At 72.3% G+C, this 18,108-nt stretch carries 16 protein-coding genes; 9 read left to right on the forward strand and 7 right to left on the reverse strand.

The genetic code is table 11. The features are described 5' to 3' along the window. Positions 1-56 precede the first annotated feature (56 nt). The 4 genes from A3CE_RS0142950 to A3CE_RS0142965 all read right to left on the reverse strand — a co-directional run bounded on the left by A3CE_RS0142950 (position 57) and on the right by A3CE_RS0142965 (position 4,375). The gene (locus tag A3CE_RS0142950) at positions 57-1,400 is read right to left on the reverse strand and encodes a dipeptidase (RefSeq protein ID WP_043793070.1); all 1,344 of its coding nucleotides are present in this window, start codon (positions 1,398-1,400) and stop codon (positions 57-59) included. Between the two features lie 5 nt (positions 1,401-1,405). Then, positions 1,406-1,771, reverse strand: a complete 366-nt coding sequence (locus tag A3CE_RS0142955; protein ID WP_020646297.1) for a hypothetical protein — start codon at positions 1,769-1,771, stop codon at positions 1,406-1,408. After that, on the reverse strand, positions 1,768-3,282 hold the full coding sequence (gene gadC / locus A3CE_RS0142960; RefSeq protein WP_312024820.1) for a glutamate/gamma-aminobutyrate antiporter GadC: 1,515 nt from the start codon (positions 3,280-3,282) through the stop codon (positions 1,768-1,770). The genes A3CE_RS0142955 and gadC overlap by 4 nt, the downstream gene beginning before the upstream one ends. Before the next feature lie 169 nt (positions 3,283-3,451). Continuing rightward, a complete protein-coding gene (locus A3CE_RS0142965) occupies positions 3,452-4,375 on the reverse strand; it encodes a LysR family transcriptional regulator (RefSeq protein WP_020646300.1) in 924 nt (307 codons plus the stop codon). A gap of 128 nt (positions 4,376-4,503) precedes the next feature. Here A3CE_RS0142965 and A3CE_RS0142970 point away from each other — a divergent pair, with 128 nt between their 5' ends. Genes A3CE_RS0142970 through A3CE_RS59450 form a run of 4 tightly spaced genes read left to right on the forward strand, consistent with a single transcriptional unit; the run spans position 4,504 to position 6,924 of the window. After that, positions 4,504-5,127, forward strand: coding sequence for an NADPH-dependent F420 reductase (locus tag A3CE_RS0142970; RefSeq protein ID WP_026469409.1), 624 nt, complete (start codon positions 4,504-4,506; stop codon positions 5,125-5,127). Positions 5,128-5,175: 48 nt separating this feature from the next. Continuing rightward, complete coding sequence (locus A3CE_RS0142975) at positions 5,176-6,111, forward strand: SDR family oxidoreductase (protein ID WP_020646302.1); 936 nt, start codon at positions 5,176-5,178, stop codon at positions 6,109-6,111. A gap of 14 nt (positions 6,112-6,125) precedes the next feature. Continuing rightward, a complete protein-coding gene (locus A3CE_RS0142980; protein ID WP_185839758.1) occupies positions 6,126-6,794 on the forward strand; it encodes an NADPH-dependent F420 reductase in 669 nt (222 codons plus the stop codon). 7 nt (positions 6,795-6,801) lie between these two features. After that, a complete protein-coding gene (locus A3CE_RS59450; protein ID WP_020646304.1) occupies positions 6,802-6,924 on the forward strand; it encodes a hypothetical protein in 123 nt (40 codons plus the stop codon). Positions 6,925-6,964: 40 nt separating this feature from the next. On the opposite strand, the gene A3CE_RS0142990 is transcribed toward A3CE_RS59450, so the two are convergent. Beyond that, complete coding sequence (locus A3CE_RS0142990) at positions 6,965-9,823, reverse strand: helix-turn-helix transcriptional regulator (RefSeq protein ID WP_020646305.1); 2,859 nt, start codon at positions 9,821-9,823, stop codon at positions 6,965-6,967. Between the two features lie 113 nt (positions 9,824-9,936). Between A3CE_RS0142990 and A3CE_RS52515 the strand changes: the two genes are divergently transcribed. Together A3CE_RS52515 and A3CE_RS0143000 are read left to right on the forward strand one after the other, a co-directional pair. Next, complete coding sequence (locus A3CE_RS52515) at positions 9,937-11,835, forward strand: DHA2 family efflux MFS transporter permease subunit (protein WP_020646306.1); 1,899 nt, start codon at positions 9,937-9,939, stop codon at positions 11,833-11,835. Continuing rightward, complete coding sequence (locus tag A3CE_RS0143000) at positions 11,832-13,472, forward strand: AMP-binding protein (protein WP_020646307.1); 1,641 nt, start codon at positions 11,832-11,834, stop codon at positions 13,470-13,472. The genes A3CE_RS52515 and A3CE_RS0143000 overlap by 4 nt, the downstream gene beginning before the upstream one ends. Before the next feature lie 56 nt (positions 13,473-13,528). Here A3CE_RS0143000 and A3CE_RS0143005 read toward each other — a convergent pair whose 3' ends face one another. Both A3CE_RS0143005 and A3CE_RS0143010 read right to left on the reverse strand, forming a co-directional pair. After that, positions 13,529-14,590 (reverse strand): LLM class flavin-dependent oxidoreductase, encoded by a 1,062-nt coding sequence (locus A3CE_RS0143005; RefSeq protein ID WP_020646308.1) that lies wholly within the window; start codon positions 14,588-14,590, stop codon positions 13,529-13,531. After that, positions 14,587-15,081, reverse strand: coding sequence for a DUF1579 family protein (locus tag A3CE_RS0143010; protein WP_020646309.1), 495 nt, complete (start codon positions 15,079-15,081; stop codon positions 14,587-14,589). Before A3CE_RS0143010 ends, A3CE_RS0143005 begins: the two co-directional genes overlap by 4 nt. 90 nt (positions 15,082-15,171) lie before the next feature. Here A3CE_RS0143010 and A3CE_RS52520 point away from each other — a divergent pair, with 90 nt between their 5' ends. From A3CE_RS52520 to A3CE_RS0143025, 3 genes are all read left to right on the forward strand, one after another. After that, positions 15,172-15,522, forward strand: a complete 351-nt coding sequence (locus A3CE_RS52520; protein WP_020646310.1) for a winged helix-turn-helix transcriptional regulator — start codon at positions 15,172-15,174, stop codon at positions 15,520-15,522. A 78-nt stretch (positions 15,523-15,600) separates the two neighbouring features. Further along, positions 15,601-17,823, forward strand: coding sequence for a LuxR family transcriptional regulator (locus tag A3CE_RS0143020; protein WP_020646311.1), 2,223 nt, complete (start codon positions 15,601-15,603; stop codon positions 17,821-17,823). Positions 17,824-17,890: 67 nt separating this feature from the next. Continuing rightward, on the forward strand, positions 17,891-18,106 hold the full coding sequence (locus A3CE_RS0143025) for a hypothetical protein (RefSeq protein WP_020646312.1): 216 nt from the start codon (positions 17,891-17,893) through the stop codon (positions 18,104-18,106). Positions 18,107-18,108: the final 2 nt, after the last annotated feature.

Consider the following 18,108-nt stretch of genomic DNA (forward strand, 5'->3'; position numbering starts at 1 on the left):
GGAGAACCCCGGCCGGTGGTGCGCGACGAGCAGGGACGGCATCCTCCCTCACCTCATCAGCCGGAGCCGGTGCCGTAGTCCCGCAGGAACAATGCCTCGGCCAGCGCCATGTGCGCGATCTCCCGCGGTGCGACGCTTTCGTTCGGCGCGTGGATGCGTGCCTGCGGTTCCTCGACGCCGATGAGCAGGATCTCGGCGTCGGGGTAGGTTTCGGCGAGGACGGTGCACAGCGGGATCGATCCCCCTTGGCCGAGTTGGCTCGCCGGGCGGCCGTACGCGGTCTCCATGGCCTGGCCCATCGCCTGGTGGGCGGGGCCGCCGGTGGCGGCGCGGAACGGCTCGCCGATCGCCTCGGTCTCCACCGAGACGTCCACGCCCCACGGCGCGGCGGCCATCAGGTGCTCGCTCAGCGCGCACGCCGCGTGGTACGGGTCGACGCCGGGCGGGATGCGCAGGTTCAGCCGGGCCCGGGCGCGGGGGACGAGCGCCGCGGTGGAGCCGACGACCGGCGGGCAGTCGATGCCGAGCACCGTCACCGCCGGACGCGCCCACAGCGTGTCCGCCACTTCGCCGCTGCCGAGCAGGACGGTGCCGGGGGACAGGCCCGCGTCGGCCCGGAACTGCGCCGCCGGGTACGGGGCACCGGACCAGCGGCCGTCGCCGGGCAGGCCGTGGACGGTCGTGTCGCCGTCGTCGTCGCGCAGGGTGGCCAGCACCGTCACCAGCGCGGCGAGCGCGTCCGGGGCGGGGCCGCCGAACATGCCGGAGTGCAGTTCGGACGGCAGTGCTTCGACGTGGACGACGACGTTGACCATGCCGCGGAGGCTGACCGTCACGGCGGGGTACCCGACGGCGACGTTCCCGGTGTCGCCCACCAGGATCGCGTCGGCGCGCAGCAGCTCGGCGTGCTCGGGAACGAATGCCTCGAGCCCGCCGGTGCCCTGTTCCTCGGAACCCTCGACGACCAGCTTGAGGTCGACCGGCACGTCGTCGCCGAGGGCCCGCAGCGCGGTGAGGTGCATGAGGATGTTGCCCTTGCAGTCGGCCGCGCCGCGGCCGTACCAGCGTCCGTCCACTTCGGTCAGCCGGAACGGCGGTGTCCGCCACTCGTCGTCCGCCAAGGGCGGCTGGACGTCGTAATGCGCGTAGAGAAGCACGGTCGGGGCACCCTCCCGGCCGCACGGCCGGGAACCGACCACGGCCTGGCTGCCGTCCGGGGTGTCGGCGAGGTCGGTGGCGAACCCGGCCTCGGTGAACGCGTCGGCCACCCAGATCGCGGCGCGGTGGCATTCCTCGGGCGGGAACTGCCGGGGGTCCGCGACCGAGCGCAGGGCGACGAGGTCCGCGAGTTCGTCGCGAGCCCGCGGCATCAGTTCCTCGACCCGGCTGCGGAGATCCATCGCGCTCACCCGGCCTTCTCGGGACAGTAGACGTCGATGACGAGCTGCCGTACGCGGACCAGCGTCTCCGGCGGGAGGGCGGGGAGCGCCGCGGGGCCGCTCGCCCGGGCGAGCGCCGCTTCCGGGTCGGCGCAGATCGAGCCGCCGTCCGTGCCGAGCAACCGGACGAGCTGGTCGCGCGACGGCACCCGCGCCCCCTCCTGGGTGAGCCGGACCGCGAGGCGGTCGGCTTTCGCTTCCGCTTCGGCGGACGCCCGCGCGGACCGGGAGACGAAGTAGCCGGCCGCGAGCAGCGCGCCCAACACGATACCCACGGCCAAGTAGACGAGCATCCGCTGCGTCCGGGTCGACCGTTCGTCCACAGTGGTCATGACGAGCTCACCTCCGGTTGCCGCCACGACGGTTTGCGCAGGCGGTAGAACAGGAACGGCACCAGCAGGCCGAGCCCGAGCGCGCCGCCCGCGACGATCCCCAGGTACACCCACGGGCTGCCCGACCCGAACTGCGAAGGCGGGACGAATCCCACGAACAGCGCGGCGAGCGACGCGCAGAACCCGATGCCGCACAGGCCGACGAGCATCGGCGCGCGGAAGCCGCGCGGGTGGTCCGGGAACTTGCGCCGCAGTCGCACGGCCGCGACGAACATCAGCAGGTACATGATCAGGTACACCTGGGTGGTGATGACCGAGAAGATCCAGTACGCGCTCGACACGTCCGGGATGAACGCGTAGAGCAGCGCGATCAGCGTGGTGACCGCGCCCTGGGCGACGAGGATGTTCTGCTGCACGCCCCGGCCGTTGAGCCGCTGGAGGAACGGCGGCAGGTACCCCTCCTGCCGGGCGATCAGCAGCAACCCCTTCGACGGGCCGGCCAGCCACGTCAGCATCCCGCCGAGTGAGGCCAGCACGAGCAGGATGCCGATCACCGGGGTCAGCCACTGGATGCCGAAGCCGGCGAAGACGGCGTCGAAGGCCTGCATCACCCCGGCCGTGAGCGAAAGCTGGTCGGACGGGACCACCCAGCTGATCGCGAGGGCGGGCAGGATGAAGATGAGCAGCACGAGCCCCATCGCGAGGAACATGGCGCGGGGGAACTCCTTGCCCGGTTTGCGCAGCGACGACACGTGCACCGCGTTCATCTCCATGCCCGAGTAGGACAGGAAGTTGTTCACGATCAGCACGAGGCTCGCCAGCCCGGCCCACGCGGGCAGCAGGTGGCTCGCCGACATCGGCGCCGCGGACGGGTGGCCCCGCCCGAGGAACACGAGGCCGAGGACCACCAGCAGCGCACCGGGGATGAGCGTCCCGATGACGAGCCCGCCGCCGGCGAGCCCGGCCACGCCCTTGGTGCCCCGGGAGGAGATCCAGACCCCCGACCAGTACGCGACGACGATCACCGCGGCCGTCCACCACCCGCTGGTCGCCAGATCCGGGTCGAACACGTACGCGAGTGTGCTGGCGACGTACCCGAGCAGGCTCGGGTAGTAGAAGATCGTCATCGCGAACTGGCACCAGACGGCCAGGAAGCCCGCCGGCTTGGAGATCCCGAGCGCCACCCAGTTGTAGACCCCGCCGGGCCAGCCGGAAGCCAGCTCGGCGGAGACCAGCGAGGTCGGCAGCAGGAACACGATCGCCGGGACTACGTAGAGGAAAACGGCAGCCAGGCCGTACACGGCCATCGTCGGCGAGGGGCGCAGGCTCGCGACCGAACCGGTCGTCATGAGCGCGAGGGCGACCCAGGAGATCCACGCGGCGGCCGGCGGCCGAGCCCGTCTGCTCCCGCCGGCGGGTGGCGGCCCCGCGGATTGCGGGGACCGGCTCGGTCGGTTGGTGGTGGTCATGGCTGTCGGCCTCCCGGGACTCGCCTCGACGGGTTGCCTCATCGTGTTCCAGGTGGAGTCCGGCCGGGTCACCCGCGACGGGCGAGACCGGCTCGTCGGCGTGGCAGTTCGTCGAGGACCGGACTTCTGCGGTGCCGGCCGGCCTCTGCCGATGAAGCGGGCCAGTCGTCCCTCTGGGCGGGACTAACGGGACAGCCGCTCACCCGCGAGCCTACGAAGTGCTCGAGCGGGTGCTCGAATGGGCATCGCCGCCCAGTTGCCACATCTCGTAGTTCCCGCATTCCGCCGTGATCTCGGCCGCCGCTTGAGCCGCGGCGAAGAAGTCTTCGGCCACCGGCGAGAGCTGCGATGCCGCCATCGCGAGGCACACCTGATCGGGCGCCAGATCCGGGACGGGCACGTAAACGACATCCGGGCGTGAGTAGAACACCGTCGCCGAACGGGCCAGGAACGAGATGCCCCGGCCGGCCGCGACGTGCTCGAGCGTTTCGTCCACCCCGCGCACCAGGTATCCGGCGTTGGGGTGCGGGCGCCTGGTGGGCTGCGTGCTCGTGTCGGCCACCCAGACCAGCGGCTCGCCGGCCAGGTCGGCCTCGGTGACTTCTTCCTTGCCTGCCAACCGGTGGCCGACGGGCAGCACCGCCACCCGCGGCTCGGTGTAGAGCGGGGCGACGCGCAGGCCGGCCTCGTCGATGGGCAGTCGCACGTAGCCGACGTCGACGCGGCCGTCGAGCAGCATCGGGGCCTGGTCGTCGCCTTCCATCCGCTGCACGTCCACGACCACGTCCGGATGCCGGGCCTCGAACGCCCGCGTCGCCGGGATGACCGGGATGCCGGCCCGAAAGCCGACCACCAGCCGCCGGCTGCCGCGGGCGGCCATGGTCACCCGGCGGCGGACCGCGTGCGCGGAGGCGAGCAGCGGACCGGCGTCGTCCAGCAGTTGCCGGCCCGCGTCGGTCAGCGCTACGCCGTGGCTGTCCCTGGTGAACAGCGAGGCGCCGAGATCCTTTTCCAGCGCGCGGATCTGCCGGCTGAGTACCGGCTGCGCGATGTGCAGCTTCTCGGCGGCGTGGCCGAAATGGAGCGTCTCGGCGACGGCGACGAAGTAACGCAGCTTGCGCAGGTCCAGATCCACGGTGCCTCCCGGTCCGGCGATGCCTCGAGGGTATCGCAACGGCCGAAAGAGGTCTTGGACAGCAACTCGGGGCGACGGCAACCATGGAAATCGAGGGCGTTCCATCCCACTTCGGAAAGCAGCACACCATGAGCGGTATCAGCATCATCGGCCTGGGGACCATGACCCGCGCCATAGCCACCCGCGCGATCGAGGGCGGCAACGCCGTCGAGGTCATCGGCCGCGACGCGGTCAAGGCGAAAGATCTGGCCGCCGAGCTCGGCAGCGGCACCACGGCCGGGACATTCGGCACCACCCCGGCCGGCGACCTCGTCATCCTCGCCGTGCCCTATGCCGGCGCCGTGCCGATCGTCGCCCAGTACGGAGACGCGCTCGCCGGCAAGGTCGTCATCGACATCACCAACACCGCCAACCCCGACGCCACCGGGCTGGTCACCCCCGACGGCACCTCCGGTGCCCAGGAGATCGCCGAGGCCGCCCCGGCGAGCGCGCACGTCGTGAAGGCGTTCAACACCGTCTTCGGCCACATCCTGGCGCAGGGCGGCCCGCTGGACGTGCTTCTCGCCGGCGACGACGCGCAGGCCAAGGCGAGCGTCTCGGCGTTGATCGAGACCCTCGGGCTGCGCCCGCTGGATGCCGGCGGCCTGGAGGTGGCGCGCTGGCTGGAAGGGACGGGCCTGCTGATGATCAGCCTGGGCCGCCACGGCGTGGGGAACTTCGATTTCTCCCTCGGCGTCAACCCCGCCGGCTGAGCACATCCGCACCAAAGCAGCCTTCCCCCACTCTCGCAAGGAAAAGTCGTGCGCGTTTTCGTCACTGGCGGGACCGGCCATTCCGGTTCCTACATCATTCCCGAGCTCATCGCCGCCGGGCACGAGGTCACCGGCCTGGCGCGCTCGGACACGGCTGCGACGGCGCTGTCCGCGCTCGGCGCGAAAGTGCGTCGCGGCGACCTCGAGGATCTCGACGGGCTCAAGGAGGCGGCCGCGGATTCCGACGGCGTCATCCACGTCGCGCACCGGCAAGACCTGCTTCCCTCCGGCGGGCTCGACGCCGTGGCCGCCGCCGAGGTCCCGATCATGCTCGCCTACGGCGAAGCGCTTGCGGGGACCGGCAAGCCGCTGGTCGCGGCGGGCAGCATCGGCTCGCCAGGCAACCTGGGCCGGCCGGCCACCGAAGAGGACCCGGCCCTGCCCGGCGGCGACGAGCACACGGGCACTCTGCGGGTTCGCAACATCGTGGAGACCACCGTCATCGGCCTGGCCGGGCAAGGAGTGCGGTCCTCGATCGTGCGGATCGCCAACATCGCGCACAGCACGACCGACCAAGCCGGCTTCCTCATGCGGCTGATCGCACTCGCCAAGGAGAAAGGCGTCGTCGGCTATCCCGGAGACGGCGCCAACCAGTGGAACGCCGTGCACGCCCGCGATCTCGCCTCCGTCTTCCGCTTGGCGCTGGAAAAGGGCCCGGCAGGCAGCTATTGGCACGCGGTCGGGGACGGAGCCATCCCGCTCCGCGACATCGCCGAGGCCATCGGCAGCCGGCTGGGCCTGCCCGTCGTGAGCATCCCCGCCGATGAGCTGATGGTGCCCGGATACTTCGGGTTCCTCGCCAACGTCGTCACGCGGAGCTACCCGGCCTCCAACCTCATCACCCGCCAGGCGCTCGGCTGGGAACCCGCCCAGCCCGGCCTGCTCGCCGGTTTGGACAACGGTCACTACTTCCCCGCCGGCTGAGGACAGGAACCCCCATGACAACAGTGGGACTCATCGGAAGCGGGAACATCGGCCTCACCGTCGCGCGGCTCGCCGCCGAGGCCGGCCACCAGGTCGTGCTCAGCAACTCGCGCGGTCCCGAAACGCTCGCGGACACGGCCGCGAAGCTGGGGCCGCGAGCGTCCGCGGCGACGAGCGAACAGGCCGCGGCGGCCAGTGACATCGTCGTGATCACGGTGCCGGTCAAGGCTTTTCCCCACCTGCCCGCCGCGCCACTGGCCGGCAAACCGGTCGTCGACACGTGCAACTACGGCCCCGAGCGTGACGGGCACATCCCCGAACTCGACAGCAACGCGCTCACCTCGAGCGAACTGCTGCTGCGCTACCTCCCGGACGCCCTGCTCGTGAAAGCGTTCAACAGCATCTTCTTCAAGCACCTGCTGTCACTCGCCCGCCCGGCTGGGGCGGCCGACCGCTCGTTCCTGCCGATCGCCGGGGATTCCGCACCGGCAAAGGCTGCGGTGACCGAGTTCATCGACTCCATCGGGTACGGCGTCGTGGACGCGGGACCGCTGACCGAGAGCTGGCGGCAGGCGACGGGCACACCGGTGTGGGGCACCCCGTACGGGCCGTACTCGAACGAGAAGGGCCGGCCGGCCGGCGAGGACGCCATCCGCGCGGCACTGGCCGCCGCAGCGCGGTAACCGCCCGGTGGTGCGCGCGGCGGCGCCGACGGCACTGTGGACCGAGCACGACCCCTACGGTGGACGTCCCGCCGTCCACGGGCGCACCGCCGCCGACGCGGCCGGCACCATCGAAGGAGCCGCACTGTGACCGGGGAAGTCCCGCACTTCCGCCCGACGGCCCACCCGGGTCAGGTGGTGTCACTGGGAACGGCCAGTGCGCCGGCGATTTCGTCGCGGCCGCGGATGCGGAGTTTGCGGTAGGTGTTGCTGAGGTGCCATTCGACGGCTTTCACGGTGATGAACAAGGAATTCGCGATCTGGCGGTTCGTGTGGCCGTCGGCGGCGAGCCGGGCTACCCGGCTTTCGCTGGGCGTCAGCTCGGCGGTGGTGTCGCGGCGGGACGGCGCTCGGCCGCCGGCGAGGTGGACTTCCGTGCGTGCCCGGCGCGCGAGGTGCGTCGCACCCAGCGTTTCGGCGAGGGCGAGGGCGTCGCGCAGGGTGTCGCGGGCTTCGGCCGGGCGGCCGGCGCGGCGGATGGCGGCGCCGAGTTCGACGAGCGTGGTGGCGTGCTCGAGGTGTGCCGCACAGCTGTGGTGGAGGTCGGCGGCGGAGCGGAGTAGTTCGATCCCCTGCGCGCCGCGAGCGAGCAGGCCGGCGGCGCGGCGGGCGACGCCGATGGCGCGCGGGGCGCCGAAGCGTTCGGCGAGGGCGAGTTCCTCGTTGATGAGCGGCTCGGCGGCATCGCGCCGGCCGAGGCGCAGCGCGGCCAGCCCGGCCTCCGAGCGCCAGGACAGCATCACCGGGTTGAGCTGGACGATCTCGACGAGATGCTGTCCGCAGGCGGTGAACGCCCGCAGCGCCTCGGCGTCCTGACCGCGCCGGGCGGCGACCCGGCCGGCCGCCGCGAGCCGCCAGGCCGCGAAGAGCCCGAAGGGCGTGGCATGCTCTTCGACCGCCGCGAGCACCGTCTCGGCCTGGTCGGTGTCGTCCTGCTCGAGGAGCGCGGTGACCAGGCAAAGACCGGCCGCCGAGACGTACATGTGCCCCACCCCGCGCCAGACGTCGAACGCGGTGCGGGCGTCGTGCTCGGCCTCGGCGACCGGCCCGGTCCACAGGATCTGCCGGGCACGGAACACCGACGCGCCGGCGAGGGCGATCGTCGACCCGCGCCGCCGCGCGTCCGCCAAGGCGAGCTGGAAGGCGTGCTCGGCCGTCGCGTAGTCGTCGCAGTAGCTCAGCGCGCCCATGGTGTGCCACAGCGCCTGGGAGTCGGCGCCGCCCTCGGTGGCCAGGCGTCCCCCGGCGAACAGGTCCCTCGCGACGGTCAGCAGTTCGTCGCGGTTCCCGCCCGCGCCCATCCGCATGATCATCGCCTTGCTGGTCAGTGCCCGATCGGCCGGGCTGTCCAGCCGGGTCGGCCGGTCGAGGATCGCCCGCACCCGCCGGTGGGCGTCGGCCGCCTGGTTCGGGCTCAGCATCGCCGAGGTCAGGTAGGCCGCGTCCAGACCGGCGGCGAGCTCGTCGGTCTGCCCGTCGCCGTCGCCCTCGAGCTCCGCCCGCCCGCGCAGGCATGCCTCGCACGCCTCGTCAAGCCGCCCCCGGTCGTGCAGGAGCCGGCTCAGCTCGAGCAGCAGCGTCGCGCGGGTACGGGCGTCGCCGGCCAGTTCGACGGCCTCCGTCAGATGCTCGATGGCCTCCTGCCCGCCGGTGGCACCTTCGGCGCGGCCCAGCTCGGCGAGCACTTCCGGCCGGGCCGCCGCCGAGGGCGGTTCCCGCAGCGCCCTGTCCAGATACCGCACCGCGGATGCGGGCGCGCCGCGAGCGAAGGCCCGGCGAGCCGTCACGCGCAGCGTGGTGACCACCTCGTCGTCCTCCCCCGGCGGCGACTCCAGCAGGTGGGCGGCGACGCACTCGTCCGCCGCACCGTCCCCGACCAGCAACACGGCGGCCTGGCGGTGCAGCTGGGCGCGTCTGCGCGGCAGAAGCTCGTGGTAAACGGCGGTACGCACCAGCGGATGGATGAACTCCAGCGGGTCACCCGGCCTGAGCAGGTCCGCGCGGGTCAGCTCGTCCGCGGCGTGCGCCGCCTCCGAGGTGTCGACCTCTGCCAGCTCCGCGGCCATCGTCAGCGGGGCGTCGTTCTCGAACACGGCGACCGCCCGGGCCAGCCGGTACGCGGCCGGCGACAGGGCTGCCAGCCGGCGCCGCACCGAGCGGGCCAGCGAACGCGAGGCGAGCGCCACACTCCCGGCCAAGATCTCCGCGTCGGTGCCACCGGGGTGCACCTCGATGGCCGCCAGCAGCTCCCGGAGGTGCAGTGGGTTGCCGCCGGTCAATTCCAGGCAGCGGCGGCAGAAGCCGTCGTCGGCGTCCGGGCGGCGACGGCGGACGAGCTCGGCGACCGCGTCCGGTCCGAGCGGCTCGAGCCGGCGCTCCTGCACGTCAGGATCGCCGGCCAGCCGCGCGAGCACCCTGTCCTCGCCCCGGGTCCCCGGCCGGGTGGCGACCAGAACGGCGATCGGCAGGTCGGTCAGGCGGCCGAGCAGGAACGTCAGCCAGCGCAGCGACGGACCGTCCGCCCACTGGGCGTCGTCGACCGTGATCAGCAGCGGCGTCCGCTCGGCCAGCCGCACCGCCAGCCAGTAGAGCCCGTGCAGGATCGCGAACGCCGCATCGGACGCCGGCAGGTCGCCCGGCTCCTCGGCGGCGCCGAGCACCAGCCGGGCAGCGGTCGCCGGGCCGGTCAGCAGCTCCGCTTGCGCACCGCCGCCCGCCCACCGTTCGAAGAGGGTCCGCGTGACGCCCCAGGCGAAGGCCCGTTCCAGCTCGTGGCCGCGCGCTCGGAGCACCACGTGCCCCTGGTCGCGAGCCAGCGCGGCGGCGTGGTCGAGCAGCGTCGACTTCCCCAGCCCCGCGGCGGCCTCGACCAGCAGCAAACCGCCGCGGCCCGCGTCGGCGGCGGCCACCAGCGCGGCCACCGCGGTCAGCTCGCCGGCACGCTCCAGGAGTTCCGCCTGCCGTGGCCCGGTGTCCTGTTCGGGTAACACAATCCCGAATTCTGGCACGGTGACCGCCCTGGGGTACACCTCGTGAACCTGGGGTCGTGCCTGGGGTTCCGCCCCAGTGCCCACGGGGGTGACCGGCGCGCACGCTGCCTGCCATGAGCTTGTTCGTCCGGACCTTCGCCATCACCTCGTCGGCGTGGTTCCTCTTCGCACTGGACCGCCTGGCGGTCACCACCGCCCTGCCGGTGATCAGGACCGACCTCGGCGCCGGCCTCGCGGGCGCCGAGTGGACCGTCAACGCCTACACCCTGTCCTTTGCCGTGCTGCTGCTGGCCGGGGCGGCGCTCGGCGACCGCTTCGGTCGTCGTCGCCTGTTCGCGATCGGTCTGGCGGTCTTCACCGCCGGGTCGGCCGCGGCGGCGCTCGCGCCGGACGTCGGGACTCTGGTGGCGGCCCGCGCGGTCCAGGGCGTCGGCGGGGCGATCTTCGCGCCGCTGTCCATGACCCTGCTCAGCGCGGCGGTCCCGGCGGCCCGCCGCGGGGCGGTGCTCGGCGCGTGGGGCGGGGTCGGCGGCCTGGGGGTGACCGCCGGGCCGCTGCTGGGCGGTGCCCTCACGAGTTTCGCCGGCTGGCAGTGGATCTTCTGGCTGAACGTCCCCCTCGGCCTGGTGCTGGTGCCGCTGGCATGGCGGCACCTGGAGGAGAGCCACGGGCCACACGGGCGGCTCGACCTGCGCGGCGTCGCGCTCAGCGGCGCCGGGGTGTCCGGCGTGGTGTGGGCGGTGATCCGGGCGGGCGGTGACGGCTGGGCACGCCCGGATGTGCTGGTGGCGCTGGTGTTCGGCGTCCTGGCACTGGCGCTGTTCGTGGTCTGGCAGACGCGGGCGCCGGCGCCGATGCTGCCGATGCGCTTCTTCCGTCACCGGGCCTTCGCCGCGGCCAACCTCACCGCGCTGCTGATGTACGCGGCGCTGTTCGGCGCGCTGTTCCTGGTCACCCAACTGCTCCAGACCGGGTTGAGCGCCTCGCCGCTTCAGGCGGGGTTGCGCATGCTGCCGATGGTCGTGATGCCGATGCTGCTGGCGCCGGTGGCCGGCGCCCTGTCCGACCGGTGGGGCACGCGTCCGTTGATGGCGCTCGGGGTGGCGCTGGTCGCGGCCGGGCTGGGCTGGCTCGCGGCCGTGACCGCGCCGGGCGTGGCCTACGGCGCGCTGGTCCCGGGATTGATCATGCTGGGTACGGGATCGGCGCTGTTCTTCGCGCCGGCGGCCGCCACCGTCCTCGGCGCGGTGGCGCCGCGTGAGCAGGGGCAGGCTTCCGGCGCGGCGACCGCCGTGCGGGAGATCGCCGTGGTCCTCGGGGTCGCGGTGCTCGCCTCGGTCTTCGCCGCCCACGGTGATCTCGGTTCACCCGCCCGGCTCGTCGCCGGCGTCGTGCCGGCACTGTGGCTCGGCGCGGCGCTCGCCGGTGCCGGCGTACTGGCCGCGCTCGCACTGCCGCGCGCCAACGGCGTTCCGCTGGTGCGGGCGGCCGGACCCCGCGACCACGCGGCGATCCGCGAGGTGCTCGGTGTCGCCTACGCCCAGTACGCGGGCGACGTCTCCCCCGAGGTGTGGGACGCCTACCGCGCCGACCTGCTCGACCTCGACCGGCACGCCCGCCACGGGCAGCTGCTGGTCGCGGAGGTCAAGGGGAAGGTCGCCGGCTACGCGGCGTTCTACCCGGACGCCACCGTGCAGAACCTGGGCTGGCCGGGCGGCTGGGCCGGCGGCCGGGGCATGGGCGTGCATCCGGACTTCCGCGGCCAGGGCGTGGCCGACGCGCTGATGGCCGCGCTGGAACACCGGGCCCGCGAGTCGGGCGCCCCCGTCTTCGCCTTCCACACCTCCGGCTTCATGACCGCGGCGCTGGCGCTCTACGCGCGCCTCGGCTACCGCCGCGCGCCGGAGTTCGACCGCGACATGAACGCCTACTACGGCCTCGACGCCTGCCGCCCCTGGGCGGCGCTCGCCTACCTCAAGTACCTGCCCGCATCAACCGGAGGAACACGATGACAACCCTGTCCTGCACCCGCGGCGCGACCGATCTCCCGCTGCTGGAGGAGACGATCGGGGACAACTTCGACCGCACCGTCGCCCTTCACGGCGACCGCGACGCTCTCATCGAGCACGCGACCGGCCGGCGCTGGACCTACACCCAGCTCCGGGCCGACGTCGACGCGCTCGCGCACGGCCTGATCCGGCTGGGCGTCGAGACGGGCGACCGGGTCGGCATCTGGGCACCCAACTGTCCCGAATGGACACTCCTGCAGTTCGCCACCGCCAAGGTCGGCGCGATCCTGGTGTGCGTCAACCCCGCGTACCGGACACACGAACTGTCCTATGTGCTCGACCAGGCCGGGATCCGCACGCTCGTCGCTGCATCAGGCTTCAAGGGCGCCGACTACGCCGCGATGATCGACGAGGTGCGGTCGGACTGCCCGGACCTGCACGACGTCGTGGTGATCGGCAGCCCGGAGTGGAACGCGCTTCCCGACCGCGATGGCGATCCGCACGTGCTGGCGCGGCGGCAGGCCGCACTGTCCCCGCACGACGCGATCAACATCCAGTACACCTCGGGGACCACCGGCCACCCCAAGGGCGCCACCCTGACCCACCACAACATCCTCAACAACGCGTTCCTGACCGCCGAGGTCTGCGAAATCACCGAAGCCGACCGGATCTGCATTCCCGTCCCGCTCTTCCACACCTTCGGCATGGTGATCGGCAACCTCGGCGCCACCACGCACGGCGCGTGCATGATCTACCCCGCAACGGGGTTCGACCCCGCGGCCACCCTCGCCGCGATCGCCGAGCACCGGTGCACGGTCCTCTACGGAGTGCCGACGATGTTCATCGCCGAACTGGCCGTGCCCGGATTCGAAGGCTTCGACCTGTCCAGCCTGCGCACCGGCGCCATGGGCGGCTCGCCGTGCCCGATCGAGGTGATGAAGCAGGTCGTGGCGCGGATGGGCATGACGGAGGTGACGATCATCTACGGCATGACCGAGACCTCGCCGGTGTCCACCCAGACCCGCGTCGACGACCCGATCGACCGCCGGGTGTCCACTGTGGGCAGAGTGCACCCGCACGTCGAGATCAAGATCATCGACCCGGAGACCGGCCGGACCGTGCCCCGCGGCGAGCCCGGCGAGCTGTGCACCCGCGGCTATTCGGTGATGCTCGGCTACTGGGACCAGCCGGACAAGACCGCCGAGGCGATCGACACCGCCGGCTGGATGCACACCGGCGACCTCGCCACGATGGACGACGACGGCTACCTCAACATCACCGGCCGGATCAAGGACATGGTGATCCGGGGTGGGGAGAACGTCTATCCCCGGGAGATCGAGGAGTTCCTCCACACCCACCCCGACATCCACGACGTCCACGTCATCGGCGTCCCCGACGAACGGTACGGCGAGGAGATCATGGCCTGGATCAAACCGCGTCCCGGCGCCGCCGGACTCAGCGCCGAGACCATCCGGTCGTTCGCCGGCGGGAAACTCGCGCACTACAAGATCCCCCGCTACGTCCACCTCGTCGACGACTTCCCGATGACCGTCAGCGGCAAGGTGCGCAAGGTCGAAATGCGCGCCACGGCGATCGAGCTCCTCGGTCTCGGCACAGCCGCGGCGGTCGAACACGCCTGAAGAGCACGGCTCAGCGGCAACGATCGGTGCGGCGGGGGACCGCCGCACCGAGCCGGTCACTTGGCCTGCGCTGTGGTGCGTTCGCCGACGTGCCGGCGTAGTGCTGGTGCAATCTCCTCGCTCAGCCGGTGCAGCGATTCCTCCACCGCCTCGGACGGCAACCCGCCCCAGTCGGCCAACGCTTGTACCCGGTCGAACCGCAGCTCGTCGTGCAGCTCCGCGAGTTTGGCCGAGACGTGCTCGGAGGTCCCGATCATCAGGTGCCGTCCGGCCCGCATCCCCAGCTCGAACTCCTCGGAAGCGACCAGGAAGCCACCGCCACCAGGGTGCTTGGGGCGCAGGAAGTCCCGGTAGTAGGGATAGGTCGACGTGGCCTCCCGCGTGCTCGACGCGCCGAAGTAGTGCAGCGCGACTCCCAGCCGCAGGTCGTTCGCGTGCCCGGACCGGTCGCCGGCCTCGCGGTAGACGTCCGCCAGCTGCCGCAGCCGCGTGGGTGTCCCGCCGATGTATCCCAGGATCATCGGCAGTCCCAGTCTTCCGGCACGAGCCGCACTGGCCGGGGTGCCACCGACGCCCAGCCAGACCGGCAGGGGCTCCTGCGCGGCCCTGGGCACGATCGCCGCGTCATCGAGCGGAGCACGGAACCGGCCCTGCCAGGTGACGGCCGGTTGTGCCCGGATCTTCAGCAGCAGCTCGAGTTTCTCCTCGAACGCGTCGTCGTAGTGACTGAGGGGCAAGCCGAAGAGCCCGAACGGCTCGGGGTAGGCGCTGCGGCCCGCGGTGATCTCGGCGCGGCCCGCGCTCAGCAGGTCGAGCGTGGCGAAGTCCTGGTAGACCCGGACCGGATCGAGTGCGCCCAGAGTGGTGACGGAACTGGTCAGCCGCAACCGAGTCGTCCTCGACGCGATCGCGGCCAGCACGACGGCCGGCGAGGACACCGCGAAGTCGGTGTTGTGGTGCTCGCCCAGCCCGAAGTGGTCCAGCCCGAGCTCATCGGCCAGCACGGCGAGCGACACGATCTGTTCGACGCGGCCCGAGGGCGTGCGACGAGAACCGTCCACTGTGAACGGTTGTACGTCGGCCAGCGACGCGATCCCGATATCGACCCGCCGGCTCACGCGCGAACCGCTTCCTCTTCGTCGACCGGGATCCAGCCCTCGCCGAGGTCGATTTCGCCCACGTGGTGGTACGCGTCGGCGCCTCGTCGCGTGAACGTGTCCCGCAGTGGCACGGTGGCGCCGTTCATCGTGATGGTTCCCTGGAACCGCAACCGGTCGCCCACCCAGCCCGCGGAGCGCTGCACCGCGCGTCCGCCGTTGCTGTCGTACCAGTCGGCGACGAATTCGCCGGTGGCCGGGTCGTAGCCCCACACGTAGCGGGCACTCAGCGGGGCCGGGTTCTCCGGTGTCGGCAGTTCGGCCGTGCCCAACGTGATCCAGAAGCCGCGCTGCTCACGGGCGCCGTCGATCCGCATCCGGATCGGCTTGCGCGGGCCGAACGGGGTCTCGTGGAAGACGCCGGGAGCGTCCCAGCTGCCCACGAAGAAGTCCAGCTCGCGCAGGCGCTTGTGCGGAACCGGTGCGCCGGTCCCGGTCGGATCGGATGTCATGGTGTTCCTCTCAAGTCGCTTCAATTTTGAAAGTACACTATTGAAAACATAGTTGGCAAGGAAAGTTAGAGTTGGTAAAGTTGCCGCGCCATGAAGGGGAAAGACGAGCCGGAGCCCGAGAACGGGTGCCCTGACTTCCACACGGCCATCGAGCTGATCGGCCGCCGGTGGACCGGCGTGATCTTGGTTCAGCTGTTTTCCGGCGCGTTGCGGTTCAACGAGTTGCGTGAACGCATCCCGCGCATCACCGACGCGATGCTTTCCCAGCGGCTCAAGGAGCTTGAGCTGGCCGGAGTCGTGGAGCGGGTGGTGACGGTCGCCCGACCGATCGAGGTTCGCTACACGCTTACGGGCATCGGCTCGCGACTGGGGCCGGTACTGGACGCGGTCAAGGCGTGGAGCGTCGACTGGGCGGCTCACCAGGCGGGAGAACTCGGTTGAGGTCCGTCAAACGGCCGATGACGGCCTCGTCCGCCGTTCCGGGATCTGTCACGGCAGGGACCACGCCACAGGAGTGTCATGACCACCAGTCGCCCCGCCGGACCGCTGCTGGCGGTCAAGCACACGGTCCCGCCGGTGCGGCGGGGGACTGTCGAGCGCGCCGAACTGGAGCAGGTGCTCCGTGACGCCGACAGCCGCCTGATCCTCGTCGCGGCACCTGCCGGCTGGGGCAAGACCAGCCTGCTCGGCCGGTGGGCCGCGGACCCGGGGCCGGAGGTCACCGTGGCGTGGGTGTCGCTGGACGAGGGCGACGACGATCCGGTGCGGTTCTGGCGCTATGTGCTGACCGCGCTCCACGAGGCGGGCGCGGTCGGATCGGCCGCGCTCGAAGCCGTGGTCGCGCCGGGTGCGGAGCCGATCGATCTCGCCCTGCCGATCCTGCTCAACGAGCTGGCCGCGTCCTCTCGGCGGCACGTGCTGGTGCTCGACGACTACCACGTGCTCGCCGACGCACGCATCCACGAGAGCCTCGAGTACCTCATCGGATACCTGCCGCCCACGGTGCGGATCGTCGTCGCCGGGCGGGCCGACCCGCCGCTCCCGCTGGCCCGGCTGCGGGCCCGCGGTGAGCTGACCGAGCTGCGCGCCGACGACCTGCGTTTCACCCCCACCGAGGCGGCCGGCCTCGTCGGCGCGGTTTCCGGCCGGACGCCGGCGGCCGGTGACGTGCTGGCGGCGTGGCGGCGGACCGAGGGCTGGGCCGCCGGCCTGCAGCTCGTCGGGCTGGCGCTGCGCAACGGCGCCGACGGCGCGGCGGGGGACCGGCACGTGCTGGACTACCTCGCGTCCGAAGTACTGCCCTCTCTCGACCCGGCCGGCCGGGACCTGCTCGTCGCGACCGCGCGACTCGAACGACTCTCCGGCGCCTTGTGCGACGCGGCACTGGGCACCACCGGCTCGGCCGGGATCCTGGACGCGCTCGACCGCGCCGACCTCTTCGTCACGTCGATGGACGCCGCCGGCGAGTGGTACCGCTGCCACCCGCTGCTGCGTGACGCCCTGCTGCGCGAATCACCGGACGGGCGTGACGTTCTCGCCCGGGCGGCCGCCTGGTACGCCGGGCAGGGCCGCCTGGACGACGCCGTGCACCACCACCTGCTCGCGGGCGACCCCACCGCCGCCGCCGAGGTGCTGCGGGACGGGTCCGGCTGGTTCCTCGATCGGGGGCTCGCCACCACTTTCCTGTCCCTCGGCGAACGGCTGCCCGAGGACGCTGTGTCGCCGCAGCTCGCGTTGGCGCTCGCCTACGCCGCCCGGCCCGGCTCCGGGGACGGGCGCGTCGCGCACTGGCTGGACCTGGCCGAGCGCGGGACCGGTCCGGAGCACTCCGTCTTCGGCTGGCACGACGCCCGCGCCGCACTGCTGACCATGCGCGCGGTCAGCGTTCCGGAGTCGGAACCGGAGGTCGCCATCGAGCTGGCCGAGCGGGCGGTGGCGCTCGAGGACGCCGCCGATGCCGGGCCTTCTCCCGCGGCGCGAGCCGCCTTGGGCAGTGCATACGCTCGCAGCGGCCGGTTCGCCACCGCGGCACCGATGCTGCTGGATTCCTGGCGGCAGCGGGAAACCGCCGGCTGGACCGTGGGTCTCTCCGTGCAGATCGGCGGCTTGCTCGGCCTCACGCTCCTCGCGCTCGACCGCGGCGACGACGTCGACCGGCTGCTGCGCCAGGCCGTGCCGCTCGCCGACCGCGTCGAGCAGGACTGGGGCGCCGCCGCCATCCCGGTCGTCGCCGCGCTGCGCGTCGTCCAGGGGCGGCACGCGTACCTGCGCGGCGACGTCCGGGTGGCTCGCGACCTCCTCGAGCGGGCGATCGCGAACGCCGAGGCCGACGCCCGGCACCTGACCGTCATCGGCGCCCTGGTCTTCCTGGCCGACGCCGAGCTGGGCTGCGGCCACGCCCCCGCCGCCCGCACGGCCCTCGCCCGCGCGAGAGAGTTCGCCGACGACAACGCACCGGTGACGCCGACCGCGGCGGAGTGGCTGGAGCGGGCCGAACAACGGATCGGACGGGCGTCGGTCCGGACGGCCACCCGCGCGGGCCGGCTCGCCGAGCCGCTCACCGACCGCGAGCTGTCGATCCTGCGGGTCATGCCCGGATCGGTGTCGCAGCGCGAGATCGCGGCCGCGCTCTACCTCTCGATCAACACGGTCAAGGCCTACACGAAGAGCCTGTACCGCAAGCTCGGCGTCGGCTCCCGCGCCGACGCGGTGGCCGCCGCTCGCGACCTCGGCCTCATCTGAACCCACCCCGGGTAGAACTCCCACCGGGGTGGTGCGCCGGCACCCGGGCCGGCGGCACGCTCGCCCCATGAACACCGACGCCTCCCGCTACCGGGTCACCGTGGCCGGTCCCGTGGCCGAGGGCGTTCTCGCGACACTCCGCGCGCGTTTCGACCTCGAGTCCGTCCGGCCCGGCGACGACGGCACCGAGCTCGTGGTGGCCGGGGTGGACCAGGCGGCCCAGCGAGCCCTGCTGACCCTGCTCTGGGACACCGGCCACGTCGTTCGCTCCGTCACCCCGTGATT

It is taken from the genome of Amycolatopsis balhimycina FH 1894 (assembly GCF_000384295.1).
GTDB classification, from domain to species: Bacteria; Actinomycetota; Actinomycetes; order Mycobacteriales; family Pseudonocardiaceae; genus Amycolatopsis; species Amycolatopsis balhimycina.

What these genes read in the sequence shown, in the direction of transcription:
- A3CE_RS0142950 (WP_043793070.1), bottom strand. Translation starts at nt 1,400, where the DNA reads ATGGATCTCCGCAGCCGGGTCGAGGAACTGATGCCGCGGGCTCGCGAC.
- A3CE_RS0142955 (WP_020646297.1), bottom strand. Translation starts at nt 1,771, where the DNA reads ATGACCACTGTGGACGAACGGTCGACCCGGACGCAGCGGATGCTCGTC.
- gadC (WP_312024820.1), bottom strand. Translation starts at nt 3,282, where the DNA reads ATGAGGCAACCCGTCGAGGCGAGTCCCGGGAGGCCGACAGCCATGACC.
- A3CE_RS0142970 (WP_026469409.1), top strand. Translation starts at nt 4,504, where the DNA reads ATGAGCGGTATCAGCATCATCGGCCTGGGGACCATGACCCGCGCCATA.
- A3CE_RS0142980 (WP_185839758.1), top strand. Translation starts at nt 6,126, where the DNA reads ATGACAACAGTGGGACTCATCGGAAGCGGGAACATCGGCCTCACCGTC.
- A3CE_RS52515 (WP_020646306.1), top strand. Translation starts at nt 9,937, where the DNA reads ATGAGCTTGTTCGTCCGGACCTTCGCCATCACCTCGTCGGCGTGGTTC.
- A3CE_RS0143000 (WP_020646307.1), top strand. Translation starts at nt 11,832, where the DNA reads ATGACAACCCTGTCCTGCACCCGCGGCGCGACCGATCTCCCGCTGCTG.
- A3CE_RS0143010 (WP_020646309.1), bottom strand. Translation starts at nt 15,081, where the DNA reads ATGACATCCGATCCGACCGGGACCGGCGCACCGGTTCCGCACAAGCGC.
- A3CE_RS52520 (WP_020646310.1), top strand. Translation starts at nt 15,172, where the DNA reads ATGAAGGGGAAAGACGAGCCGGAGCCCGAGAACGGGTGCCCTGACTTC.
- A3CE_RS0143020 (WP_020646311.1), top strand. Translation starts at nt 15,601, where the DNA reads ATGACCACCAGTCGCCCCGCCGGACCGCTGCTGGCGGTCAAGCACACG.
- A3CE_RS0143025 (WP_020646312.1), top strand. Translation starts at nt 17,891, where the DNA reads ATGAACACCGACGCCTCCCGCTACCGGGTCACCGTGGCCGGTCCCGTG.